This window comes from Micromonospora sp. DT47, from assembly GCF_049844475.1.
Classification (GTDB): domain Bacteria; phylum Actinomycetota; class Actinomycetes; order Mycobacteriales; family Micromonosporaceae; genus Micromonospora.
The window spans coordinates 191,290-214,147 of sequence record NZ_JBNCLC010000002.1 but is presented as its reverse complement, the minus strand read 5'-3'; the positions used below and the strand labels follow the sequence as shown (position 1 = coordinate 214,147).

The window sequence follows — 22,858 nt, the reverse complement described above, 5'->3', positions numbered from 1 at the left end:
GATCCGGTGGGGAGAGCAGGTCACCAGCGAGCCTCCGTGATCGTGTCGACGGCCAGGCTACGCCGGGCCGGCGGTGGCCGGCGTGACGGTCGCCAGCGGGTCGCCGCGCAGCACCTCGTCCACGTCGAACCGGACCGGCCGGTCGAGCTGGTCGTAGCGGCAGGAGCGGGGATCGCGGTCGGGTCGCCAGCGGACGAACCGGGCGGTGTGCCGGAACCGGTCGCCCTCCATCGCGTCGTACGCCACCTCCACCACGAGCTCGGGGCGCAGCGGTTCCCACTCCAGGTTCTTGGTGCCGGTCCACCGGCTCACCCCGCCGGGGATGCGCTGGCCGCGCTCGTGGTCGCCGTGCACCCACGGGTGCTCGCCGCCGGTGTCCCGGTAGGGCGCCAGCTCCTCCAGCAGCTCCGCCCGCCGGGCCATGGTGAACGACGCGCTCACCCCGACGTGGTGCAGCACCCCCGCGTCGTCGTTGAGGCCGAGCAGCAGCGAGCCGACCACCGGGCCGGACTTGTGCCAGCGGAAGCCGGCCACCACCACGTCGGCCGTACGGGCGTGCTTGACCTTGGACATCAGCCGCTTGCCCGGCTCGTACGGCAGGTCGGCCGGCTTGACGATCAGCCCGTCCAGCCCGGCGCCCTCGAACACCTCGAACCAGCGGCGGGCCGTCTCCGGATCGGTGGTGACCTGGGTGACGTGCACCGGTGGCCGGACCCCGGCCAGCGCCTGCTCCAGCCGGGCCCGGCGGCGCGGGTAGGGCTGGTCGAGCAGCAGCTCGTCACCGAGGGCGAGCAGGTCGAAGGCGACGAAGTCGGCCGGCGTCGTCCCGGCGAGCAGTTTCACCCGGGAGGCGGCCGGGTGGATCCGTTGGGCGAGCAGCTCGAAGTCGAGCCGTGGCTGGGCGTCGGGCCCGTCCCGACGGATCACGATCAGCTCGCCGTCGACCGCGCACCGCTCAGGCAGCTGCCGGCGGGCCTGCTCGACCACCTCCGGGAAGTAGCGGGTCATCGACTTGCCGCCCCGGCTGGCCAGTTCGACCTCGTCGCCGTCGCGGAACACGATGCACCGGAAGCCGTCCCACTTCGGCTCGTACGTCAGACCCGGGTCGGTGGGCAGTCGGGCCACGCTCTTGGCCAGCATCGGTTCGACCGGCGGGTTGATCGGCAGGTCCACGGCGACCAGTCAATCAGACGGCGCCGACAACCGTGAGGGGGATCACCGCCGCCGTCCGTGCGGCGTGTCCCGCTCCCGTCCCGCTCGTCACCTGCGCCCGGATCGTGTCTGCGCAGCTCAGAGCTAACGTCGCCGGGTGGAGTTGGCGTGCGGATGTTGCGGACGCTGGCGGGTCAGCGTCGAGTTGATCCGGGGCCGGCACCGCTACCGGCTGGTGCGCCGCTACCCGGCCGAGTTCGGCGGCGGCAAGGACGTGCTCGGTGAGGTCGGCACCGTGGCCGAGCTGGAGGAGCTGCTGCGTCGGCGTACCCCGCTGGGCCTGGCCGACCTGCGCGAAGCGGCCTGAGGCCCACGCCCCGGAACCCGCCGGGCCGCTCGATCACCAGCCGCGGGCCGGTCGGGGGATGGTCCCGTCACGTTCCGCCAACGGGGCTGACCAACCGCTCACCACAGCGCTCCGCGCCGGCGCCCGACGGTCCGAACCCCGTCGGCCGTACGCTGGCGGTGTCCCGGCGAAAGGTGGCGGACGTGCCCGAGCTGACGTACCCCGAGGTGGGGGCGACCCGCGACGGCCGCCTGCCGACCGGCTACCACCACCTGCGCCACCGGGTCCGGCTGCCGGACGGCTGCTTCCCGACCGCGGCGGACGCGGTGCTGGGCTGGCGGCTGCACCGGGCGGCGGGGGTGGTGATGCGCACCGACGCGACCCGCGCCGACCCGGGCGTGCGGGTCACCCCGGGCCTGGGCGTCGGCCCGCTGCGGATCTGGGGTCCCACCGAGGTGGTCTGGGCGGCGGACGAGCCGGACCGGGCCGGCTTCGGCTACGGCACCCTGCCCGGGCACCCCGAGCGCGGCGAGGAGGCCTTCCTGGTGCTCCGGGAGGCGGGCGCGGTCTTCTTCGAGGTGGTGGCGTTCAGCCGCCCGGACCGCTGGTACGTCCGTGCGGCCGGGCCGGTCACCCGGGTCGTCCAGCACGCGTACGCGTGGTGGCTCGGCCGGACCCTGCGGCGGCTCTGCGCCGGCGGCTGATCCGCGCCGGCGCCACCGCCCCGCCCTGCCGGCGGCCGTCAGGCGTCGGTCACGGTGAGGGTGAGCGGGGCGTCCGGTTCCGGGGTCAGAAGCGGGCGAAGGAGCGGATCGGCATCCGCGGGCCGAACTTCGGCGCCTGGATGCGGGCGGCTTCCAGCAGCCGGCAGACCCGACCCCGGTGGCCCCGGAACGGCTCCAGCAGGGCCAGCATCCGGGCGTCGTCGCCGCGTGCCTCGCCGGCGAGGGCCCAGGCCACCGTGTTCGGGATGTGGTAGTCGCCGACGCTGACCGCGTCCGGGTCCCCGTACGCGATCCGGACCACCTCGGCGGCGGTCCACGGGCCGATGCCGGCGATCGCGGTCAACCGGCGGGTGGCCTCGGCGCTGTCCGCGCAGCGTTCCAGTCGGTCGGCGACGGCGGCCGCGCGGCGCAGCGTGTCGGCCCGGCGCTGCTCCACCCCGAACGGGTGGAAGACCCAGTACGGCGCGGCCGCGACCGCGGCCGGGGCGGGCGGCAGCAGCAGCGGCTGCAACGGCCCGGGCGCCGGCTCGCCGAAGTGCCGCACGGTCGCCGCGTACGCCCGGTACGCCTCCTTGCCGGTCACCTTCTGCTCGAACACCGCCCGGAGCAACCGGGGGAAGACCTGGCCGGTGGCCGGCATCCGCAGCCCGCGGTGCTGGGCGGCGAGCCGGGCCACCAGCGGGTGCGCGGCGGCGAGGTCGGCGAAGCCGGTCAGGTCGTCGCGCAGCCCGGCGACCGCGTCGGCCCGGTCGACCACCCAGTCCGCGCCGGGGCCGTACCCGTCGGCGACGACTTCCCCGCCGGCCGGCCGCAGCGCCAGGGTGGCGGGGCCGGCCGGGGTGCGGGTGGCCCACCAGAAGGTGCCGCCGGCGATCCGGGCGCAGGGGTCGTACGGGCTGAAGGTGAGGGGCCGGACGGTGGCGGCCAGCTGGTGGTCGGCCGGCGGTCGCAGCACCCGGCTGGCGGCGGGCTCGGTCCAGGTCATCCGGACACTCTGCCACGCCTCGGCCCGGTGACGGACGACACCGCCGACGCCCTGCACGTCGGCGGTGTCTCCATCCCGGGCCGGTCGGCGCTGCCGGTACGCCGGGGTCCGGAACCGTGACGGTGGCCGGCCGCGCCCTCCCCGGCTGCGACCGACCACCGTGTCCGGTTGGCGCTGCGGATCAGTACGTGTAGTCCGAGCCGCCGCCGCTCTCCGCGCCGGCCGAGTCACCCGACGCTGGCGGGGCGACCGCCTTCGGGGTGCCGGTCGGCAGGCAGGTCAGGTTCTTCTTGCCGTTCGGGTCCACCACGAACCAGGTGCCGCCGACGCCCTGGCCTTTCCACTGGCCGGGCTTCTTGTCACCGATGTACCGGTAGACCGGCCAGCCGCCGATGGTGATCTGCCGGGTGCCGTCCTGGCGGGTGACGGTACCGATCTTGTCGTCGGAGACGCCCTGTAGCTGCGGGTTCCCGTCGGTCAGCGCCGGCGGCCAGACCTGGGCGCACTTGTCGACGCAGTTGGACGAGGGCGGGTCGGCGGAGTCCTTGTCGAAGCGGTAGAGGATCCAGCCGTCCTGGTCAATCACGACGTTGCCCATCCGGGCCACCTTCTTGCCGACCAGCTGGTCGGTGAGCCGGACGTCGGCGGGTGGCGGCGCCTGGTCCGCGGCCGGCGCCTCGGCGGAGGCGGAGGCCTCGGCCGCGGCGACGGCGACCGGCTCGGCGGCGCTGGAGTTCGCCTCGTCGTAACCCGCGGGAGCGCAGGCCGTTAGTGCGACCATCGCGCTCGCGACGATGACGGTCCGCTTCATCTGTGCCACGTGCCCTCCTCATTCTTGGCGGTTCACCGGGTAGTACGGAGGGTCCGCTGTCAAGGTTGAAAGATTGACCGTGAGCCATTTCACAGAGAACCGTTGAACCGTTCCGGGTGGCCGTACGTGAGCAGGCACGTCGAGGCGCCGTCGCCGGGTACGCCGAATCGGCGCCGGCCCACAGTGGGCGGCGCCGAGTCGAACGGGTGCCTCAGGGTGTGACCGTGACCAGCGGGCTCGCCACCCCGTTCGCGTCCACCGACTGCACCTGGAGCTTCGCGATGTCGTTGCGCGGCGCCGAGGTGGACGCCTCCAGCTGCAGGTCCTGCGGGTTGGTGTTGGTGCCGTAGCCGGTGCCCGGCACCGACCAGGTGGAGACCACCTCGGTGGTGGCGTTCTTGCGGAGCACCACCAGCCGGCAGGTGCGCGGCCCGGGCAGCCGGGTCAGGTTGAACCCGATCCAGGTGCCGAACTCCTTGTTGGCCAGCCACATGGTGGCCTTGACCCCGGTGCTGCCGTCGGTGGCGTCGAACTGGTCGCCCTCGATCTCGTTGCCGCCGGCGCCCGGCCCGGAACGGGTCGGCTCCGGGGTGGGCGGATCGTCCACCGGCACGGTCGCGGTGGGCTCGGCGATCACCGGGCCCCGACCGTCGGTGCCGCCGAAGGTGGCCACCCCGACGCCGCTGATCGCGCCGACCGCGACGACCGCCGCGGCCGTGGCGAACACCCGCCGCATCCGCGCGCGCCGCCGATGGGAGCGCACCGCGACGAGGGTACGGTCCAGCAGGGCGGGATCGGTGGCGGTGTGCTCCATCGCCATCATCGTCTCGCCGTCGATGTCGGAGAGCAGCCCCACCACCGGGACCATCGTCTCCAGCTCGGCGGCGCACGCCCAGCACGTGGCGAGGTGCTCCTCGAAGCGTTCGGTGTCCTGCTCGTCCAGCACGCCGAGCGCGTAGGCGGCGACGTCCATGTGATCTACCCGGCTCATTCCGTCACCCCCCTCTCCTGCAGAGCCGTGCGCAGGGCGCGCAGCGCGTAGTAGACCCGCGACTTGGCGGTGCCGAGCGGAAGGCCCAGCTCCTCGGCCGCCTCCGGCACCGTCCGGCCCCGGAAGTACGTCGCCACCAGGATCTCCCGGTGCGACTGACTCAGCGTACGCAGCGCGTCGGCCACGGTCATCGTGCGCAGCACCCGGTCGGTGCTGTCCGCCTCGGCGAACGCGGTCAGGTCCCGGTCGTACGTCTCCGCCGGCCGGGCCTGCTCGCTGCGGTGCTCGTCGATGGCGATCCGGCGGGCCACGGTGACCAGCCACGGCCGCAGCGAGCCCTGGCCCTGGGTGCCCAGCCGGTGGGCGTTGCGCCAGGCCCGCAGCAGGGTCTCCTGCACGATGTCCTCGGCGCGCTGCCGGTCACCGCCGGTCAGCCGCATCACGAACATCAGCAGCGGCCCGGCGTGCTCGGCGTAGAGCAGCCGGATGAGCTGGTCGGAATGACTGGCCTCAGGGGACGCCGCCTGGTGGCGTCCGGGCGCCGGTCGCGGCGTCACCGGGCCATTCTGGCGAGCGGCGGGGTCGGAGTCGACCCCGCGTCCCGCCCTCGACGCCCGGGGTTGGGGCTGGGCGCGGGCGAACATCCACCCTGGCCTGACCATCTCGCCCTGCCAGCCGGCCGCGACCGCGTGCATGAGACCTCCTGGTGTCCAACGACATCAGCCGGCCCACGGGGAGGGCCGCCCGGTGATACGGACAGGTCCCGCTAGCGGATCAACGGCGGACCGAAAAAATTCCGGGCGGCGGCGGGGTGGAGTCGGTGGCGTCGGCGTCCCGGACGACCGGGGCGCCGCCGGCGAACCGGTCCAGCTCGTCGCCGGCCAGCACCCGGCCGGGGAACCAGTCCCCGGCCGCGCGCCGGGTCAGCTCCGGCACCGGCGGCTCGACCCGGCCCGCGACCAGCACCAGGTTGCCGTAGCGCCGCCCGCGCAGCACCGCCGCGTCGCCGACCAGGCAGGCCCGGGGCAGTACCGACCGGACGGTGGCGACCTGGGCGCGGGCGTGCCGCAGCGGCGGGCCGTCGGCGACGTTGGCCAGGTACCAGCCCGTCGGGGCGAGCACCCGGGCCACCTCGGCGGCGTACTCGACGCTGGTGAGGTGGGCCGGGGTGCGGGCCCCGGCGAAGACGTCGGCGACCACCACGTCGTAGGCGGCGTCCCGGGTGGACGTCAGCGTCGCGCGGGCGTCGGCCACCCGGACCTTCAGCCGGGGGTCGGCCGGCCAGGGCAGCTCCCGCCGGACCAGCTCGACCAGCGCGCCGTCCACCTCGGACACCCGCTGCGTGGAGCCGGGCCGGGTGGCCTGGACGTACCGGGGCAGGGTCAGCGCGCCGCCGCCCAGGTGCAGCACCCGCAGCGGCGCGCCGGGCGGGGCGAGCAGGTCGAGCGCGGCGCCGAACCGCCGGACGTACTCGAACTCCAGGTGGGTCGGGTCGGCCAGGTCCACGTGCGACTGCGGCGCGTCGTCCAGCAGCAGCGTCCACGACCGGGGCCGGTCGGCGTCCGGCACCAGCTCGGCCCGGCCGGTGTCGACCAGCGCGACGATCCGGTCGTCGCCACGGCGGCGTCCCATCAGCGCCGCGCCCCGCCGGCGCGGGTGGCCATGGTCAGCGCCCGGTGCAGCAGCCGGGCGTCGCCGAGCAGTCCGCGCAGCCGCCGCTCCAGCCCGGCGATCGGCACCAGGTTCTGCGGGGCCCGCGGGTCCTTGTACGGCGAGGAGGCGAACCGGGGCAGCGTGACCAGCGACAGGTCGGCCAGCCCGATCGCCTCCTCCGGCGGCAGCTCCGCCGAGCACTCCAACCGCACGATCCCGGCCCAGGGCGCGCCCGGCGCCACCGGCAGCCGCAGGTACCAGGACCAGCCGCCCCAGGCGGTGCCGAGGCGGAACACCGGGGACCGCTCACCCGGAGCGAGCCCGGTGACCACGGCGGTGAGCCCGGCGTCGAGGTACTGGCTGTGCTGGGTCTTGATGTAGCCGAGGGTGCGCGGCAGCTGCCGCCGGCTACGCAGCGGGCCGTCCACCACCAGCAGGTCGCCGTCGGTACGGGCGGCGTCGGAGACGGCCACCTCCAGCGCGGTCAGCGGCGCCTGCACCGCCGCCGGGAGCTTGCTCAGCTCGCCGGTGCCGCCGACCCGGTGCACCGGGTAGCGGACCCGCCCGCAGACCACGTCCTCCGCCGACGGGCTGGCGGTGAAGAGCCCCCGCCCGACCTGCGCCCCGGCCAGCTCCGCCACGCCCCGCTCCAGGTCGCAGCGAACCACGCCGGCGGCGTACGAGGCGGCGATGCCGGGGAACGAGGCGCCGTCCTCCTCGGCCGTCCAGACGCTGGCGTCGATCCGGCGTACCCCGTCGACGAGCAGCACCACGTCGGGCGCGCGCAGCCCCGGCCGGGGGCCGATCGCCCGCCAGTCCACCGCGGGCAGCTCGACGTCCGCCTCGACCTGGGCGCTGCTCGGCGCGGCCGGCCCGCCGACGGACGCCTCGAACGAGGCGCCGTACGCCGGATCCCAGGCGTCGACGAAGAGCCGGGGCCCGGTCACGCCGCCGTCCGTCCGCCGCCGGCCGTCCGGCGGGGCCCCGCGCTCACAGGCCGGTCCGTTCGACGCGGGCCGTGCGGGCGTCCTTGCGGACCTCGTAGCGGACCGGGATCCGCTCGGCCAGCGCCGGCACGTGGGTCACCACGCCGACCATCCGGTCGCCCCGGGCGGCCAGGCTCTCCAGGGTGGCGGCGACCGTGTCCAGGGTGGCCGCGTCGAGGGTGCCGAAGCCCTCGTCCAGCACGATCGACTCGAGGCTGGCGGCGGTGGTGGACATCCCGGCGAGCTGTTCGGAGAGCGCCAGGGCCAGCGCCAGCGACGCCTGGAACGTCTCCCCGCCGGAGAGGGTGCGCACCGCCCGGCGCAGCCCCGCGTCGTGGTGGTCGACCACGAGGAACTCGCCCTTGTCGTGGACCAGGTCGTACTGGCCCTGGGAGAGTTCGCGCAGGATCCGGGAGGCGCCGTCGACCAGCAGGTCGAGCGCCTCGGCGAGCAGCCACCGCTCGAAGTTGTTGGCCCGCAGGTGCCCGGCGAGCGCCCGGGCGGTGCGGGCCTGCCGCTCGTGCTCGGCCCGCTGCCCGCGCAGCTCACCGGCCTGCGCGCGGCGCTCCTTCAGCCGGCGCCGGTCGGCCTCGGCGCGTTCGGTGGCGACCGTCACCGCGCGTACCGGGTCGTCGGCGGGTGGCAGGCCGGCGGCGCCGAGCAGGCCGCCGATCCGGTCCTCGACGGCCGTGGCGGCCGCCTCGGCACCGGCCACCGACGCGGCCAGCTCGACCCGCTCCGCGCGCCGCTGCCCCGCCTGCCCGGCGGCCCAGTCGACGAGGACGGCCCAGGCGGCGGCGACGTCGTCGCGGTCGGCGGCCGGCGGCCCGAACCGGGCCAGCCCGTCCCGGGCGGTGTCGAAGCCGCGCCAGGTGGCGCGCAACCGCTCCTCCGCGGCGTCGAGCGCGCCCCGGGCCCGGCGGGTGGCGTCCCGGCCGGCGCGGACCGCCGCGCCGGCCTCGTCCAGCGCCCCGCGCAGCCGGGCGTGCTCGGCCAGCGCCGCGCGTAGCGCCTCGGGGGTCGCGGCGTCGGCGAGCTGGTCGTCCAGCTCGGCGAGGCGGGAGCGGAGCTGGTCGTGCTGGGCGCGGGCGCGGGCCAGCACCCGGTCCAGATCCCGCGCGGCGGCGTCGCGCTCCTGCACGAGCGCCTGCGCCGCCTTGGTGCCGGCCCGGGCCGCCTTGCCGGCGGCGGTCGCCGCGGCCACCGCCGAGCCGGCCGGCACCGGCGGCACCCGGTCCACGGTCTGCTCGCAGACCGGGCAGGTGGCGCCGTCGGCGAGGTGGGCGCGCAGCGCCACGGCCTGATCGGTGGCCTTGGCCTCCTCGTGGGCGCGGAACGCGGCCTCGAGGTCGGTGTCGGCCCGCGCGGACGCCTTCCGGGCGGCGCCGAGCGCCGCGACCGCCGCGTCGTGCTCCTGCTGCGCCGCCTCCAGCGCCGTTCGGACCGTCTCGGTCTCGCCGGTCAGCCGGTCCCGGTCGGCGTGCGCCCTGAGCAGCAGCCGCAGCGTGCTCTCGTCGCCGGCGGCGGCCAGCTCGCCGCGCAGCTTCTCCTCGCGCTCCTCGGCCAGCGCCACCGCGGCCGTGGCCTCGTCGGCCGCCGCCCGCGCCGTGGTCACCGCCCGGGCCACCTCGGCCACCCCGTCCGGGGCACGCACCCCGGCCAGCCCGGCCAGGTCGGCGTCCAGGGCGGCCAGCGCCGCGGTCGCCTCCCGGGCCGCGGCCCGGGCGCGCTCCCGCTCCGGTACGGCGGCACCGACCGCCCCGGACAGCTCGCGCATCCGCTCCACCTGCGCGGTCGCCGCCGCCAGGGTCGCGTCGTCGACGTCGGTCAGCCCGGCGAGGACCCGGTCCACCGCCTCCAGCTTCGCCTCGGCCTGCCCGGCCCGTTCGGTGGCCCGCTTCTGCACGTCCTCGTAGACCCCGAGGCCGAGCAGGTTGACCAGGATCTGCTGCCGGGTCGCCGGCTTGGCGTGCAGGAAGTCGGCGAACTGGCCCTGCGGCAGCACCACGCAGGAGGTGAACTGCTCGTACGGCAGCCCGACCGCCTCCAGCACCGCGGCCTCCATCTCGGCCGGGGTGCCGGCGAGCACCTCGCCGAGATCCTCCGGGCTCAGCCCGGTGTCCAGCTTGGTGACGTCGAAGCCGGCCGGCATCAACTGCAGCCCGGCGTTGGCGGTCTTGACCGCGCCCCGGCCGTCCCGCCGGACCACCCGGGTCGCCACGTAGCGGGCCCCGGCCGACTCGAAGACCAGCCGCACCCGGGCCTCGGTGGCCGACGGCGCGAGGGCGTTGGCCAGACCCCGGGTGCCGCCCCAGCGGGGCACCGTGCCGTAGAGGGCGAAGCAGATCGCGTCCAGCACCGTCGACTTGCCCGAGCCGGTCGGGCCGACCAGCGCGAAGAAGTCCGCGTCGGTGAAGTCGACGGTGGTCTCCTCGCGGAAGACGGTGAAGCCCGCCATGTCCAGCCGCATCGGGCGCATCAGCGGTCGACCTCCTCGAAGAGCTCGTCGAAGAGCTCCCGCACCCCGTCGTCGTCGTGGCCCTTGCTGTCCAGGTAGTCGGCGAAGAGCTGGCGGGGGGAGCGGCCGGCCCGCTGGGCGACCCGGGTGCCGCTGCCCGGCGTGGGGACCAGCTCCGGGTCGATCCGGATCTCCAGCGCGCGGGGGAGCAGCTCCTGCACCTCCTCGCGCAGGCCGGCCCGGGGCTGCTCGCGGACGTACACCCGCAGCCAGCCCTCCGGTGGGGTCAGCTCGGCCAGCTGGGCGAGGGTGCCGCGGACCGTATGCAGCGGCACCGCCGCGGACACCGGCACCTCGCGGATCTGGGCGGCGGTGCGGGCGGTCACCTCGACCAGCGTCACCGACGGGACGTTCTCCTGCTCGCCGAAGTCGACCGCGAGCGGGCTGCCGCTGTAGCGCACCGGGCAGGGGCCGATCACCCGCTGGGAGCGGTGCAGGTGGCCCAGCGCCACGTAGTGCGCGGTGCCCGGGAAGACGGTCGCCGGTACGGCGTAGCCGAGCACGGTGTGCGCGTCCCGCTCGCCGCCGCCGGTGGTCCCCCCGACCACGGTGACGTGGGCGGTGACCAGGTGCACCCGGTCCGGTTCGGCGAAGCCCTCGGTGAGCCGCGCGAGGATCCGGCCGAGGTGGTCGGCGTACGTCTGGGTCGCCTCGGCGGCGGTCAGTTCGTACATCTCCACCGCGCGGACCGCGTACCGCTGGGAGAGGAAGGGCAGCGCGGCCAGCTGCCAGCGTTCGCCGTCGCGGGTGACGCCGTCGATGACGTGCTCGGCCGGATTCTCCCGGACGCCGCCGCGCAGGGTGATGCCGGCGGCGTCGGCCCACGGGCGCAGCGCGTCGAGCGCCTGGCCGTTGTCGTGGTTGCCGCCGATCGCCACCACGTCCGCGCCGGTGCGCCGCAGCGCGGTCAGCGCCCGGGTCACCAGCCGGGTCGCCTCGGCGGTGGGGGCGGCGGTGTCGTAGAGGTCGCCGGCGACGATGACCAGGTCGGGGCGCTCGTCGCGGGCGATCTCGATCACCCCGGCGAGCACCTGCTTGTGCTCCTCGGCGCGGGACTGCCCCTTGAGCACCTTGCCGACGTGCCAGTCCGAGGTGTGCAGGATCTTCACGGGTGGGCAGCCTTCCCTAGAACGGGATGTCGTCGTCGCCGGCGCCCGAGCCGACCACCGCGAACGGGTCCGCCGACTGGGTGATCGAGCGCAGCGTCTCCGAGGGCGCCCGACCCGCCTCGGAGACCCGGGTCGCCCAGGCCGGGAAGGGGAACTCCAGGCAGAGCGGGATCGGGATGTCCGGCTGGTTGACGAACATCGTGCCCGGCTTGGCCAGCAGCGCCCGCTGGCGCTGGGCCGGCGGCAGGAAGCCGTACTCCGGGCGGGACGCCTCGGCCGGGTCGAGCCGGCCGACCACCCGGATCGCCGAGTTGGTGACGATCCGCCGCTCCACCTCGCTCGCGGTCTGCTGCGCGCCGACCAGGATCACCCCGAGCGAGCGGCCCCGCTCGGCGATGTCGAGCAGCACCTCCTTGATCGGGGAGGAGCCCTCGCGCGGGGCGTACTTGTTGAGCTCGTCGAGGACGACGAAGAGCAGCGGCTTGGCGGTGCCGGCCTTCTCCTTGCGCTCGAACTCGCTCTTCAGCGTCACGCCGACCACGAAGCGCTGCGCCCGGTCCGGCAGGTTGTGCAGGTCGACCACGGTGACCTGGGCGCTCTCCGCGGTGTTGATCGAGTGCGGTCGGCGGGTGGCCAGGTCGCCGCGGATCAGCCGGCCGAGGTCCTTCTTGCTGCCGATCAGCCGGCGGGCGAACGCGTTGATGGTGCCCAGGCCCACCGCGCTGCCGGCCCAGTCGCCCCGGGTCTCGTCGTCGTTGAGCTGCTCGACGATGTGGTCGACCAGGTCGGCGTACGACCCGAGCCGGACCCCGTCGACGCTCACCCCGCCGTCGGCGGGCTGGGCGTAGCGGGCCAGGTGGGCGGCGACCGAGTGGACCACCATCGTGTACTGCTGGCGCTCGTCGTCGGCGTCGGCGAAGACGTACGGCAGGAGCCGGTCGGCGCAGAACTCGCTCAGCGTCCAGTAGAAGCTGTCCACCCCGGTGAGCCGGCTGCTCACGTCCGGCGTGCCGGAGGAGTCGCCGACCCTCGGCGGGGCGTACACCCGGACGTCGGGGAACGCGCCGGCGTCCAGCCCGAGCTTCGCGTACGCGGCCCGGGTCGGGTCGTCGAGCCGGGCGTTGGGGTGGTCGAGGAAGAGCAGGTCCTCGCCCTTGACGTTGAAGATCAGCGCCTTGGCGTTGACCGCGTCGCCGCCGAGCACCCCGGAGCGGAAGACCGAGTAGAGCAGGAAGGTGGCGAAGCTGGTCTTGGTGGCCACGCCGGAGATGCCGGAGATGGAGACGTGCGCGCCCCGGCTGCCGTCGAGGAAGTCGGCGTTGAGGTAGACCGGCACCCCGTCGCGGCCCATGCCCATCGGGATCCGCCGTTCCATCCGGTCGAAGTGCAGCGCCCGGGCCCGGGCGTCGCCCTCGGCCCGGTACACCGCCGCGCCCGGCGTGGGCGGCACGTAGAACTCCGGGTCGACCCGGGTGGTGGTGATCTCGGCGGCCTCCTGCACCTGGGCCGGGAGGGTGCCGTCGGCGATGGCGAACACGTCCGAGTCGAACTGGGCGCCCTCGTGCCGGGCCCGGACCTGGGTGACCACCCCGGCGATCGTCACCGGCTCACGGTCGGGCAGCTCCCGCCGGGTGACCACCACGTCGTCGAGCTGGAGGTAGCTGTCGGGGGAGACGGCGGTCCAGAACTGCAGCGGGGTGGCGTCGGCGGTGCCGAGCACCCGGCCGACCGCCTTGCCGGGGCCGTCGAGCAGGTCGTCGGTCATCGGCGGGCTCCGGTCAGCTGGTCGTCTCGGGCAGGGCACACGTTGTGCATCCTGCCCGAGGAGTACGACAGGTTGCCACGCGACGCGGCGGACGCCACGCGACGCCGTCCGGCACCCTCGCGCACCGGGGTCGCCCGACCACACCGGGTGTTCTCGTCGGCGCGATTCCCACCCGAACCGGCGCGATCCGCGAGATCCTGCGGGAGGCCGGGGAGCGAGATCCCGCGGGGGCCAGGAAGCGGGGAGGGAGCGTGGGACCGAAGGGCCGGCTGGCTGGGCTGCTGGTGCTCGCTGCGCTGCCGCCGGTGCTGGAGGAGGTCGTGCTGCTCGGCGTCGGGCTGCGCGCCGCCCGGGGACTCGCCCCGCAGGTCACCGCGGTCTGGCCGTACGACTCGTACCACGACCTGCGCTGGTTGCTCGTCTACCACGATTCCTGGCTCACCTTCCTGCTCGGCCTCGCCGGCGTCACGGTGACCCGGGGCCTGCTCTCCGCCGGGCTGACCGCGCTGGCCTGGCCGGCCGGGGTGCCCCGCCCGAGCCGCGGGTGGCTGGTCCGGCGCAACCTGGAGGTCGCGCTGCTGGCCGCGCTGGTCATCTCGCCGTGGGCCGCGCTCTCGGTGGCCTTCTCCGCGGTCTCGCTCTCCTGGTACCTGTTCGGCTCGCTCGGCCCGATGGTGGTGCTCGCCCCCTTCCTCGCCCGGGCCGGCGTGGTCGACCGCTGGTGGCGGGGGCTGCCGACGATCGAGATGTTCGGCTGGTCGGCGCTGAACTTCGTGGTGCTGACCGTGGCCGGCGCGCTCATCACCAGCGTCCCCGGCTGGTGGGCCGTCGGGGTGGCCGGCCTGGCCGGGCTGGCCAACGGGCTGCTCTGGCAGCGGGTCGTGGCCGACGCCGCGGTGCCCGCCCGGGTCCGCTGGGCGCGCGTGCCGGTCGCCCCGGTCGCCATCGTCCTCACCATGGCCGGCGCGGTCTGGGCCCAGTCGCTGATCGGGATCGCGGCCGGCAGGCAGGGCGAGTGGCGGCCGCCGATCCTCACCCATCGGCTGCCGGACCGGGTGCCGCAGGCGGTGGTCGTCCTCGCCGGGCACGACTCGCGCTGGGGCGGGGAACCGGCCGCCGACCCCCGGGTGGAGCGGTTCTCCTACCGGGGCTTGGACGCCGAGGGCCGGCCGCTGCCGTACCGGCCGGAGGCGACGCACCGCTCGCTCGACTCGGCCAGCGTGCTGCTCGCCGCGCAGGTGGACGCGCTGCACCGGCGGACGGGCCGGCCGGTGGCCCTGGTCGGGGAGAGCGAGGGGGCCATGGTGGCGCGGACCTACCTGGAGAAGCTGCCCCGCGGCCCGGTGACCGCGACGGTGCTGTTCAGCCCGCTGGTGCAGGCGGGGCGGACGTACTACCCGCCGCCCGGCCACGCCGGGTGGGGGATGGCGGCCGGCTGGGAACTGCGGGTGATCTCCTGGCTGGCCAACCTGCCCCGGTCGGTGAAGGACCAGCCGGACGGGCGCTTCGTGCGGTCGCTGCTGATCGACGCGCCGTTCTACCGCAACCGCACGCTCTGCCCGGTCCCCGGAGTGCGGATGATCGCCTTCCTGCCGACGATCAGCGCCGCCGAGGCGCCGCCGGGGGAGTACAGCCGCGTCCCGGTCTACGAGGAGCCCGCCTTCCACGGCGGTCTGCTGGGCCGGCGGACCGCCGAGGACCGGGTGGTCGCGTTCCTCGCCGGCGAGCCGGTCGAGCACCCCCGCCGGGAGTACCAAACGCTGCAGCGGCTGGGCGCGGCCTGGCAGGCGCCGCCGCTGGCGGTGTCGCTCAATCCGATCTGGTCGGCGACCCGGGAGGGGGATCCGGCGAGGACCGGCCGGGTCTGCGAGCCGCGCTGAGCGGGGCCGGCGCTCCGGCGGCCGCCCAGCGGTGCCGGACCAGCAGCCGTGCGGCGGCCCCGTCGAGCGCGACCACCAGCAGTGCCCGGACCGGTGCGTAGGGGAACAGCAGCAGGTCGAGGGCGACCGCCAGGGCGGCGCAGCCCACGGCGACCGGCACGGTCCCCCGGCGGCCGGTGGCCGCCAGCAGCCCGGCGACCGCCACCACCACGCCGACCGCGACGTGCAGCCAGGCCCAGGCCGTGATGTCTATCCGGTACACGCCCTGACCGGTCTCCACCGCGAACGGGTCGTCCCTCGTGCGGGCCCACGCCGAGATCACGTCGATCAGTCCGCCGCCGGCCAGCAGCCCGCCGGCGAGCAGCGGACGGCCGGCCTCGACCGTGCCGATGTCGCGGATTGGCTGCATAGCACCCATCTGCTCAGGCTAAGGAGCCTACCGACCGCCGACGGCGGACCAGGCGAATCCATCAGGCGGTCAGGGCGGTTGAGGCAGTTCCCCATGCTCAAGGCGCCTGTGGCAAGTCCCGCTCGCAGCGGACATGCTGGCAGCCCTCCATAGGCCGGCGCGGCGATTCAGTTCGAATGACGTACTCCGTCATGCTGACGGAAGAAGCGACTCCTGCTTCTGCTTGGCATCCTCCCGGCCCAAGGGGCGGGAGCCCCGCGGTCACCCGCGGGGGTTCCTGCTTCGTCGCCGACCGCCTCGATGGGGTGCCCCAGCACCCATGCTGAGACAATGCCGTTCGGGTACGACAGAACGACAGGTCCGCTTCCTACCTTCCGTTCTGTGCCCGTTCTTGCGCCGCGGCGGCGGCGTCGCGGGCGTAGCGCAGCATCAGCACCCCGTCGGCGGCGGCCAGCACGTGCCGCAGCGGCAGCTGCCGGGGCGCGCTCGGCTCGCCGGCGGTGATCCGTCCCGGGCCGGCCCCGGCGAGCAGCGGGGCGACGGTCAGGCAGAGCTCGTCGACCAGGTCCGCCGCGGTGAGCGCGCCGAACAGGTGCGGGCCGCCCTCGCAGAGCAGCTGTGCCAGCCCGCGCCGGCGCAGCTCGGCCAGGCCGGCGGCGAGGTCCACCCGGTCGGCGCCGCAGCGGACCAGGTCGGCGACGTCGGTCAGCCCGGGTGGCGCCTCGGCCGCCTCGGAGGTGAGCACGATCGGCCGCACCGGCGCGTCGGCGAAGGCCGCCTGCGCCGGGTCGAGGCCCAGCGACCCGGAGACCACCACCAGGGTCGGGTACCCGGCCAGCCCCCGCTCGCGCCGCCAGGCCCGGCGCGGCTCGCTCAGCCGCACCGCGCGGTAGCCCTCGTGCCGCAGCGTGCCGGCGGCCACCAGCAGTCCGTCACAGAGCATCCGGAGCAGCCCGAAGACCCGCTTGTCCGGCTCCCCGGAGAGCCCGGCCGAGTAGCCGTCCAGGGTGACCGCGCCGTCGACGCTGGAGACGAAGTTGACCCGCAGGTGCGGACGGTCGGCCCGGCCGTAGAGGGCGGTCAGCGCCGCGTCGTCCAGCGGCCCGGCGTCCGGCGCCGGCCAGACCTGCGAGATCGGAATCCCGACGCTCATTCGCCGGCCGGACCGGTGACCGGAGGGGTGGGTGCGGGGGTACGGTGCTGGCAGTCGCACCACTTCCGGCCGGGACAGTCGTCGTGCCGCCGCTCCCGGCAGGCTCGGCAGATCATGCCGGCAGCCTATGCGGTGGGGAAGGAGGGGGCAGCATGCCACGTCAGATCTTCCAGCTGAAGATGTCCCTCGCCGGGGTGCGTCCGCCGGTCTGGCGGCGGGTGCTGGTCCCCGGCGGCTACACCCTCGACCGGGTGCACCGGGTGGTGCAGCACGCCATGGGGTGGCGGGACTGCCACCTGCACTCGTTCGACATCGACGGCGTGCAGTACGGCGAACCCGATCCCGACGGTGAGCTCTCGCTCCGCGACGAGCTGGACGTCCGGCTGGACGCCGTGGTCGGCAAGGGCAGCAGGTTCCACTACACCTACGACTTCGGCGACTGGTGGGAGCACGACCTGGTGGTGGAGGACGTGGTCGCCGCCGACCCGGAGGCCCGCTATCCGTCCTGCCTGGACGGCCAGCGGGCCTGCCCGCCGGAGGACGTCGGGGGTGCCACCGGTCACCTGGTGCTGCTGGCGGCGCTGGCCGATCCGGCCCACGCCGAGCACCGGACCATGCGGGAGTGGGTGGGCCCCGGCTACGACCCGGCCGCCTTCGACCCGGACCGGGCGAGCACGCTGCTGCGCCGCCTCTGCTGAGCTCCCTCCGGTCACGCCGGGTGCGGTGCACGCCATCGGCGGTAACGTTCTGGGAACGCTCCCATAGAATCGTGTCTCGTCCTGTTCGGCCGCCAGACATCGGCGGGATCATGGAAGGTGCTGTCAAGTCGTGAGCAACCCAGCCCACCCGCCCGCGGTCGGCGTACCTGACCAGGGGCCGGAACTGATCTTCCCGCCCGGCTTCCTGTGGGGCGCGGCGACCGCCGCGTACCAGATCGAAGGGGCGGCCACCGAGGGCGGCCGTACCCCGTCGATCTGGGACACGTTCAGCCACACCGAAGGGCGGGTGGTGGCCGGGCACACCGGCGACGTGGCCTGCGACCACTACCACCGGATGCCCGACGACGTCCGGCTGATGGCCGAGCTGGGCCTGAAGTCGTACCGGTTCTCGGTCTCCTGGCCGCGGGTGCAGCCCGGCGGCTCCGGCCCGGCCAACCAGCAGGGCCTGGACTTCTACCGCCGCCTCGTCGACGAGCTGCTGGCGCACGGGATCGAGCCCTGGCTGACCCTCTACCACTGGGACCTGCCCCAGCCGCTGGAGGACGCCGGCGGCTGGCCGGCCCGGGACACCGCCGCCCGGTTCGCCGACTACGCGCAGCTCGTCGCGGACGCCCTCGGCGACCGGGTGAGGTACTGGACGACGCTGAACGAGCCCTGGTGCTCGGCCTTCCTCGGCTACGGCTCCGGGGTGCACGCCCCCGGCCGCTCCGACGGGGCGGACAGCGTCCGCGCCGGGCACCACCTGATGCTCGGGCACGGGCTCGCCGTGCGGGCGCTGCGGGCGTCCCTGCCGCAGGCGCAGGTCGGCATCACCGTCAACCTCTACCCGGTCACCCCGGCCACCGACGCGCCGGCCGACGTCGACGCCGCCCGCCGGATCGACGGGCTGGCCAACCGGTTCTTCCTCGACCCGGTGCTGCGCGGGTCGTACCCGGCCGACCTCACCGCCGACCTGCGGCAGGTGACCGACTTCGGGCACGTCCGCGACGGCGACCTGGCCACCATCTCCACCCCGCTGGACCTGGTCGGCGTCAACTACTACAGCCGGCACGTGGTCGCCGCCCCGGTCGAGGGGGCCCCGCCGGAGAAGTACTGGCGGGCGCCGTCGTGCTGGCCGGGCAGCGAGGACGTCCGGTTCGTCACCCGGGGCGTACCGGTCACCGACATGGACTGGGAGATCGACTCCCCGGGCCTGGTGGAGACCCTGCGCCGGGTGCACGACGAGTACACCGACCTGCCGCTCTACGTCACCGAGAACGGCTCGGCCTTCGTGGACGCGGTGGTCGACGGGCGGGTCGACGACGTCGACCGGCTCGGCTACTTCGACGCACACCTGCGCGCCTCGTACGAGGCGATCAGCGCCGGGGTGCCCCTGCGGGGCTACTTCGCCTGGTCGCTGATGGATAATTTCGAGTGGGCCTGGGGCTACACCAAGCGCTTCGGGATGGTGTACGTCGATTACGACAGTCAGGCCCGAATCCCTAAGTCGAGCGCCAGGTGGTACGCCGAGGTGATCCGACGCAACGGTCTGGCCGCACAATAGGCGAGGGCCAGCCACTTCCGGGCGGCCCCGGCGCCCACCCGCTCCCCACGGGTGGCGGCCGGGCCCGCCCGACGTCGGAGGAGCAGACGATGACAACGCAGCGCACCCGGTCGCTCGGGCGCCCGACCCTCGACGCGGTCGCCGTCCGCGCGGGCGTCGGGCGCGGCACGGTCTCCCGGGTGGTCAACGGCTCGCCCCAGGTCAGCCCGGAGGCCCGGGCCGCGGTCCAGCAGGCCATCGCCGAGCTGGGGTACGTCCCGAACCGGGCCGCCCGGGCACTGGTCACCCAGCGGACCGACTCGATCGCCCTGGTCGTCTCCGAGTCAGGGGAGCGGGTCTTCACCGAGCCGTTCTTCGCCGGCATCGTCCGCGGCGTCAGCTCCGGCCTGCTGGAGACGCCGCTGCAGCTCTGGCTCGCCATGGTGCAGTCCCCGATCGAGCGGGAACGGGTCGAGCACCACCTGACCAACCAGCACGTGGACGGCGTGCTGCTGCTGTCGCTGCACGACTCCGACCCGCTGCCCACCCTGCTGCAGGAGCGCGACCTGCCGACCGTGCTGGGCGGCCGGCCGGCCCGGATGCTCCAGCCCGGCGCCCAGCCGTCCTGGTTCGTCGACGTGGACAACATCGGCGGGGCCCGGCACGCCGTGGAGCACCTGGCCGGCAAGGGGCGGCGGCGGATCGCGCACATCGCCGGCCCGCAGGACATGGGCGCCGGCGTGGACCGGCTCACCGGCTACCGGGAGGCCGTTCAGGCCACCGGCGGTGGCGCCGACCCGCGGATGATCGCGTACGGCGACTTCAGCGAGGGCAGCGGCGCCGCCGGCATGCGGCAGTTGCTGGAGACCTGCCCCGACCTGGACGGGGTCTTCGTCGCCTCCGACCTGATGGCCTTCGGCGCGCTCCGGACGCTGCGCGAGGCCGGCCGCCGGGTCCCCGAGGACGTGGCGGTCGTCGGCTTCGACGACGCGCCGATCGCCCAGCAGTCCGACCCGCCGCTGACCACGGTGTTCCAGCCGGTGGAGGAGATGGGCCGGCAGATGGCCAGGCTGCTGGTCGCCCGGATCCGGGGCGACGAGATCCCCACCCCGCACATCCTCCTCGAGACCAAGCTCGTCCAACGCGCCTCCGCCTGACCCCCGCCCCAAGATCCGCGTTCGACGGGACGCGCGGGCTGGGTCAGGCGGGGGTGGTCCGGCGGCGGAGTTCGCGCTTGGCGAGGGAGGCCTTGTGGACCTCGTCGGGGCCGTCGGCCAGGCGGAGGGTGCGGGCCTGGGCCCACAACCCGGCCAGCGGGGTGTCCTGGCTGACGCCAGCGCCGCCGTACCCCTGGATGGCCTTGTCGATCACCCACTCCGCCATCGCCGGCGTGGCGATCTTGATGGCCTGGATCTCGGTGTGCGCGCCCTTGTTGCCGACGGTGTCCATCAGCCAGGCGGTCTTGAGCACCAGCAGCCGGGCCTGCTCGATGCGGACCCGGGACTCGGCGATCCACTCCCGGACCACCCCCTGCTCGGCGAGGGGCCGGCCGAACGCGACCCGCTCGGTGGCCCGCTTGCAGAGCAGCTCCAGGGCCCGTTCGGCCATGCCGATCAGCCGCATGCAGTGGTGGATCCGGCCCGGCCCGAGCCGGGCCTGGGCGATGGCGAAGCCGGTGCCCTCGGCGCCGACCAGGTTCTCCGCCGGCACCCGGACGTCGGTGAAGTCGATCTCGGCGTGCCCGCCGTGCGGGGCGTCGCTGTAGCCGAAGACCGTCATGCCCCGGCGCACCGTCACCCCGGGGGTGTCCCGGGGGACCAGGACCATGCTCTGCTGGCGGTGCCGGTCGGCGTCGGGGTCGGTCTTGCCCATCACGATGAAGATCTCGCAGCGCGGGTCCATCGCCCCGGACGACCACCACTTGCGCCCGTTGATCACGTACTCGTCGCCGTCGCGGGTGATCCGGGTGGCGATGTTGGTGGCGTCGGAGGAGGCCACCTCCGGCTCGGTCATGCAGAACGCGGAGCGGATCTCCCCCTCCAGCAGCGGGCGCAGCCAGCGCTCCCGCTGCGCCTCGGAGCCGAACTCGGCGAGCAGCTCCATGTTGCCGGTGTCCGGGGCGGCGCAGTTGACCGCCTCCGGGGCCAGGTGCGGGCTGCGGCCGGTCAACTCGGCGAGCGGGGCGTACTGCAGGCTGGTCAGGCCGGCGCCGTAGCGCGGGTCGGGCAGGAAGAGGTTCCACAGGCCGCGCTTGCGCGCCTCGACCTTCAGCTCCTCCAGCACCGGGGGGCGCGACCAGGGGTCACCGGCGGCCGTGACCTGCTCGGCGTGCACCGCCTCGGCCGGGTACACGCACTCGTCCAGGAAGGCGCTCAGCTGTCCCTGCAGCTCGATGGTGCGGGCGTCGTACGCGAAGTCCATCACTTCTCCCTGACCGCGCGCAGGCCGTGCTCGACCAGCGGCGTCACCATGTCGCCGATCCGGTCGAAGCCCCCGCCGAGGGTCTGCCCGAGGGTGTGCCGGTAGTGGATCCCCTCGCAGATCACCGCGAGCTTGAAGCAGCCGAGCGCCACGTGCCAGTGCAGCGGGCCCACGTCGACGCCGCTGCGGCCGGCGTACCGGTCGATCAGCTCGGCGCCGGTGGGGAACCCGGCGCGCGGGCCGATCCCGTCGGCCACCGGGTTGCCCTCGGCGAGGTCGCTGTCACCGAGCACGTCCCAGTACGTCAGCAGCAGCCCCAGGTCGGCAAGCGGGTCGCCGAGGGTGGCCATCTCCCAGTCGAGCACCGCCCGCACCGAGACCGGGTCGACGGTGGCGAGGAGGTTGTCCAGCCGGTAGTCGCCGTGCACGATCCGCCCCGCGTTGGCGCCCTCCGGCACCGACGCGGCGAGCAGGTCGCGCAGCTCGTCGATGCCGGGCAGCGGGCGGCTGCGGGACCGGTCGAGCTGGCCGGCCCAGCGGCGCACCTGCCGGCCCAGGTAACCCTCGGGCCGGCCGAAGTCGGCCAGCCCCACCTCGGCCGGGTCGACGGTGTGCAGCGCGGCGAGCGTGTCCATCATCGCCAGGGCCAGCTCGCGCCGCCGGTCGGCGCCGAGCGGGTCGGTCTGCGCGCGGCTGCGGAACACCTCGCCGCGCACCCGTTCCATCAGGTAGAACGGTGCGCCGATCACGTCGGCGTCCGCGCACAGCAGCAGCGCCGCCGGGACCGGCACGGCGGTGGGCGTCAGCGCGGAGATCACCCGGAACTCGCGGGCCATGTCGTGCGCGGTGGCCAGCACGTGGCCGAGCGGGGGCCGGCGCAGCACCAGCTCCTGCTCGCCCGCCTGCAGCAGGTAGGTCAGGTTGGACTTGCCGCCGGCGATCAGCGTCGCCCGCAGCGGCCCGGCGGCCAGCCCCGGCCGGTGGGTGTCGAGGTACGCGGCGAGCCGGTCGAGATCCAGGCCCTTCGGGGACCGGCCGGGCTCCGAGCCGGTCGGGGTGTCGGGAGCCTGGTGCGCGTCGACGGCCGGTTCGGTCATCCGATTAGTTGATGGCAGCTCAGCTTTCTTGTCAAGGTCGGACTTTCCGCCCGGGACATGCCGCTGCAACAGGGGCGAAATGGTCAACCGGCAGGCTGGTGCCCAGCCTGCCGGCCGCGACGGCCGGCCCGCCGAGCGGAGGGACAGACATGTTGCTGAGAGTTCGGGTGACCCTGCCGGACCGACCCGGCACGCTCGGCCAGGTGGCCCGCACGCTCGGCGTCTCCGGCGCCGACATCGTCCAGGTGGTGGTCCTGGAGCGGCTCGGCGGGCGGGCCGTGGACGACTTCACCGTGGTCTGGCCGGGCGCCGCCCGGGTGGAGCGCCTGCTGGCCGGCCTGGCCGCCATCCCCGGGGTACGCGTCGACGGCGTCTGGCGGGCGATCGGCGCCCCGACCACCACCGGGCAGGACGCCGAGCTGCTGGCCCAGGTCGCCGCGAACCCGACCGACGGGGTGGCCACCCTGGTCGACGCGGTGCCGGGGCTGCTCGCCGCGGACTGGGCGGTCGCCGCGGTGGTGCCGCTGGACTGGGCCTCGCGTACCGGTGGAGGGACGGCGACCCGCGGGGCCCCCCCCCGGGGGGGCCCCCCGGGGCCCCCGGCCCCCGGGGCACC

Annotated in this window: 21 protein-coding genes; 7 read left to right on the top strand and 14 right to left on the bottom strand. The window is 75.0% G+C overall.

The genetic code is table 11. The features are described from left to right. Positions 1 to 57: 57 nt before the first annotated feature. Complete coding sequence (locus ACLQ2U_RS03615) at positions 58 to 1,173, bottom strand: ATP-dependent DNA ligase (RefSeq protein ID WP_425749075.1); 1,116 nt, start codon at positions 1,171 to 1,173, stop codon at positions 58 to 60. Positions 1,174 to 1,309: 136 nt separating this feature from the next. Between ACLQ2U_RS03615 and ACLQ2U_RS03610 the strand changes: the two genes are divergently transcribed. Then, a complete protein-coding gene (locus ACLQ2U_RS03610; RefSeq protein WP_425749074.1) occupies positions 1,310 to 1,519 on the top strand; it encodes a hypothetical protein in 210 nt (69 codons plus the stop codon). Between the two features lie 182 nt (positions 1,520 to 1,701). Continuing rightward, positions 1,702 to 2,202, top strand: a complete 501-nt coding sequence (locus tag ACLQ2U_RS03605; RefSeq protein ID WP_425749073.1) for a DUF1990 family protein — start codon at positions 1,702 to 1,704, stop codon at positions 2,200 to 2,202. Positions 2,203 to 2,287: 85 nt separating this feature from the next. On the opposite strand, the gene ACLQ2U_RS03600 is transcribed toward ACLQ2U_RS03605, so the two are convergent. The 9 genes from ACLQ2U_RS03600 to ACLQ2U_RS03560 all read right to left on the bottom strand — a co-directional run bounded on the left by ACLQ2U_RS03600 (position 2,288) and on the right by ACLQ2U_RS03560 (position 13,041). Beyond that, positions 2,288 to 3,208: a DNA-3-methyladenine glycosylase family protein gene (locus tag ACLQ2U_RS03600; protein ID WP_425749072.1), complete on the bottom strand. Its 921-nt coding sequence runs from the start codon at positions 3,206 to 3,208 to the stop codon at positions 2,288 to 2,290. 181 nt (positions 3,209 to 3,389) lie between these two features. Beyond that, positions 3,390 to 4,028: a COG4315 family predicted lipoprotein gene (locus tag ACLQ2U_RS03595; protein ID WP_425749071.1), complete on the bottom strand. Its 639-nt coding sequence runs from the start codon at positions 4,026 to 4,028 to the stop codon at positions 3,390 to 3,392. Between the two features lie 202 nt (positions 4,029 to 4,230). Then, the gene (locus ACLQ2U_RS03590; protein WP_425749070.1) at positions 4,231 to 5,010 is read right to left on the bottom strand and encodes an anti-sigma factor family protein; all 780 of its coding nucleotides are present in this window, start codon (positions 5,008 to 5,010) and stop codon (positions 4,231 to 4,233) included. After that, positions 5,007 to 5,705, bottom strand: a complete 699-nt coding sequence (locus tag ACLQ2U_RS03585) for a sigma-70 family RNA polymerase sigma factor (protein WP_425749069.1) — start codon at positions 5,703 to 5,705, stop codon at positions 5,007 to 5,009. Before ACLQ2U_RS03585 ends, ACLQ2U_RS03590 begins: the two co-directional genes overlap by 4 nt. 79 nt (positions 5,706 to 5,784) lie before the next feature. After that, on the bottom strand, positions 5,785 to 6,642 hold the full coding sequence (locus tag ACLQ2U_RS03580; protein ID WP_425749068.1) for a spermidine synthase: 858 nt from the start codon (positions 6,640 to 6,642) through the stop codon (positions 5,785 to 5,787). Next, positions 6,642 to 7,610, bottom strand: a complete 969-nt coding sequence (locus ACLQ2U_RS03575; RefSeq protein WP_425749067.1) for a hypothetical protein — start codon at positions 7,608 to 7,610, stop codon at positions 6,642 to 6,644. Before ACLQ2U_RS03575 ends, ACLQ2U_RS03580 begins: the two co-directional genes overlap by 1 nt. Before the next feature lie 43 nt (positions 7,611 to 7,653). Further along, positions 7,654 to 10,128 (bottom strand): AAA family ATPase, encoded by a 2,475-nt coding sequence (locus ACLQ2U_RS03570; RefSeq protein ID WP_425749066.1) that lies wholly within the window; start codon positions 10,126 to 10,128, stop codon positions 7,654 to 7,656. Continuing rightward, entirely contained in the window at positions 10,128 to 11,276 is a 1,149-nt protein-coding gene (locus tag ACLQ2U_RS03565; protein WP_425749065.1) for an exonuclease SbcCD subunit D, read from the bottom strand. The genes ACLQ2U_RS03570 and ACLQ2U_RS03565 overlap by 1 nt, the downstream gene beginning before the upstream one ends. Positions 11,277 to 11,292: 16 nt before the next feature. After that, complete coding sequence (locus ACLQ2U_RS03560; protein WP_425749064.1) at positions 11,293 to 13,041, bottom strand: ATP-binding protein; 1,749 nt, start codon at positions 13,039 to 13,041, stop codon at positions 11,293 to 11,295. A gap of 251 nt (positions 13,042 to 13,292) precedes the next feature. On the opposite strand from ACLQ2U_RS03560, the gene ACLQ2U_RS03555 reads away from it, so the two are divergent. Next, on the top strand, positions 13,293 to 14,921 hold the full coding sequence (locus tag ACLQ2U_RS03555) for a hypothetical protein (RefSeq protein WP_425749063.1): 1,629 nt from the start codon (positions 13,293 to 13,295) through the stop codon (positions 14,919 to 14,921). On the opposite strand, the gene ACLQ2U_RS03550 is transcribed toward ACLQ2U_RS03555, so the two are convergent. Next, on the bottom strand, positions 14,851 to 15,339 hold the full coding sequence (locus ACLQ2U_RS03550; protein ID WP_425749062.1) for a DUF7144 family membrane protein: 489 nt from the start codon (positions 15,337 to 15,339) through the stop codon (positions 14,851 to 14,853). The two genes, ACLQ2U_RS03555 and ACLQ2U_RS03550, sit on opposite strands and share 71 nt — an antisense overlap. 358 nt (positions 15,340 to 15,697) lie before the next feature. After that, the gene (locus ACLQ2U_RS03545; protein ID WP_425749061.1) at positions 15,698 to 16,483 is read right to left on the bottom strand and encodes a pyrimidine reductase family protein; all 786 of its coding nucleotides are present in this window, start codon (positions 16,481 to 16,483) and stop codon (positions 15,698 to 15,700) included. 152 nt (positions 16,484 to 16,635) lie between these two features. Between ACLQ2U_RS03545 and ACLQ2U_RS03540 the strand changes: the two genes are divergently transcribed. The 3 genes from ACLQ2U_RS03540 to ACLQ2U_RS03530 all read left to right on the top strand — a co-directional run bounded on the left by ACLQ2U_RS03540 (position 16,636) and on the right by ACLQ2U_RS03530 (position 19,881). Then, complete coding sequence (locus ACLQ2U_RS03540; RefSeq protein WP_425749060.1) at positions 16,636 to 17,181, top strand: plasmid pRiA4b ORF-3 family protein; 546 nt, start codon at positions 16,636 to 16,638, stop codon at positions 17,179 to 17,181. Between the two features lie 130 nt (positions 17,182 to 17,311). Continuing rightward, positions 17,312 to 18,745, top strand: coding sequence for a GH1 family beta-glucosidase (locus ACLQ2U_RS03535; protein ID WP_425749059.1), 1,434 nt, complete (start codon positions 17,312 to 17,314; stop codon positions 18,743 to 18,745). 89 nt (positions 18,746 to 18,834) lie between these two features. Further along, positions 18,835 to 19,881, top strand: a complete 1,047-nt coding sequence (locus tag ACLQ2U_RS03530) for a LacI family DNA-binding transcriptional regulator (protein ID WP_425749058.1) — start codon at positions 18,835 to 18,837, stop codon at positions 19,879 to 19,881. A 43-nt stretch (positions 19,882 to 19,924) separates the two neighbouring features. On the opposite strand, the gene ACLQ2U_RS03525 is transcribed toward ACLQ2U_RS03530, so the two are convergent. Beyond that, on the bottom strand, positions 19,925 to 21,145 hold the full coding sequence (locus ACLQ2U_RS03525) for an acyl-CoA dehydrogenase family protein (protein WP_425749057.1): 1,221 nt from the start codon (positions 21,143 to 21,145) through the stop codon (positions 19,925 to 19,927). Continuing rightward, a complete protein-coding gene (locus ACLQ2U_RS03520; RefSeq protein ID WP_425749056.1) occupies positions 21,145 to 22,242 on the bottom strand; it encodes a phosphotransferase family protein in 1,098 nt (365 codons plus the stop codon). Before ACLQ2U_RS03520 ends, ACLQ2U_RS03525 begins: the two co-directional genes overlap by 1 nt. Before the next feature lie 149 nt (positions 22,243 to 22,391). Between ACLQ2U_RS03520 and ACLQ2U_RS03515 the strand changes: the two genes are divergently transcribed. Further along, positions 22,392 to 22,858, top strand: a 467-nt coding sequence (locus ACLQ2U_RS03515) for an amino acid-binding protein (RefSeq protein ID WP_425749055.1), incomplete at its 3' end; no start/stop codon positions are given.

Coding starts and splice junctions, on each gene's coding strand:
- ACLQ2U_RS03540 (WP_425749060.1), top strand. CDS start 16,636: ATGCCACGTCAGATCTTCCAGCTGAAGATGTCCCTCGCCGGGGTGCGT.
- ACLQ2U_RS03600 (WP_425749072.1), bottom strand. CDS start 3,208: ATGACCTGGACCGAGCCCGCCGCCAGCCGGGTGCTGCGACCGCCGGCC.
- ACLQ2U_RS03530 (WP_425749058.1), top strand. CDS start 18,835: ATGACAACGCAGCGCACCCGGTCGCTCGGGCGCCCGACCCTCGACGCG.
- ACLQ2U_RS03545 (WP_425749061.1), bottom strand. CDS start 16,483: ATGAGCGTCGGGATTCCGATCTCGCAGGTCTGGCCGGCGCCGGACGCC.
- ACLQ2U_RS03590 (WP_425749070.1), bottom strand. CDS start 5,010: ATGAGCCGGGTAGATCACATGGACGTCGCCGCCTACGCGCTCGGCGTG.
- ACLQ2U_RS03570 (WP_425749066.1), bottom strand. CDS start 10,128: ATGCGCCCGATGCGGCTGGACATGGCGGGCTTCACCGTCTTCCGCGAG.
- ACLQ2U_RS03560 (WP_425749064.1), bottom strand. CDS start 13,041: ATGACCGACGACCTGCTCGACGGCCCCGGCAAGGCGGTCGGCCGGGTG.
- ACLQ2U_RS03525 (WP_425749057.1), bottom strand. CDS start 21,145: ATGGACTTCGCGTACGACGCCCGCACCATCGAGCTGCAGGGACAGCTG.
- ACLQ2U_RS03585 (WP_425749069.1), bottom strand. CDS start 5,705: ATGCACGCGGTCGCGGCCGGCTGGCAGGGCGAGATGGTCAGGCCAGGG.
- ACLQ2U_RS03580 (WP_425749068.1), bottom strand. CDS start 6,642: ATGGGACGCCGCCGTGGCGACGACCGGATCGTCGCGCTGGTCGACACC.
- ACLQ2U_RS03520 (WP_425749056.1), bottom strand. CDS start 22,242: ATGACCGAACCGGCCGTCGACGCGCACCAGGCTCCCGACACCCCGACC.
- ACLQ2U_RS03550 (WP_425749062.1), bottom strand. CDS start 15,339: ATGGGTGCTATGCAGCCAATCCGCGACATCGGCACGGTCGAGGCCGGC.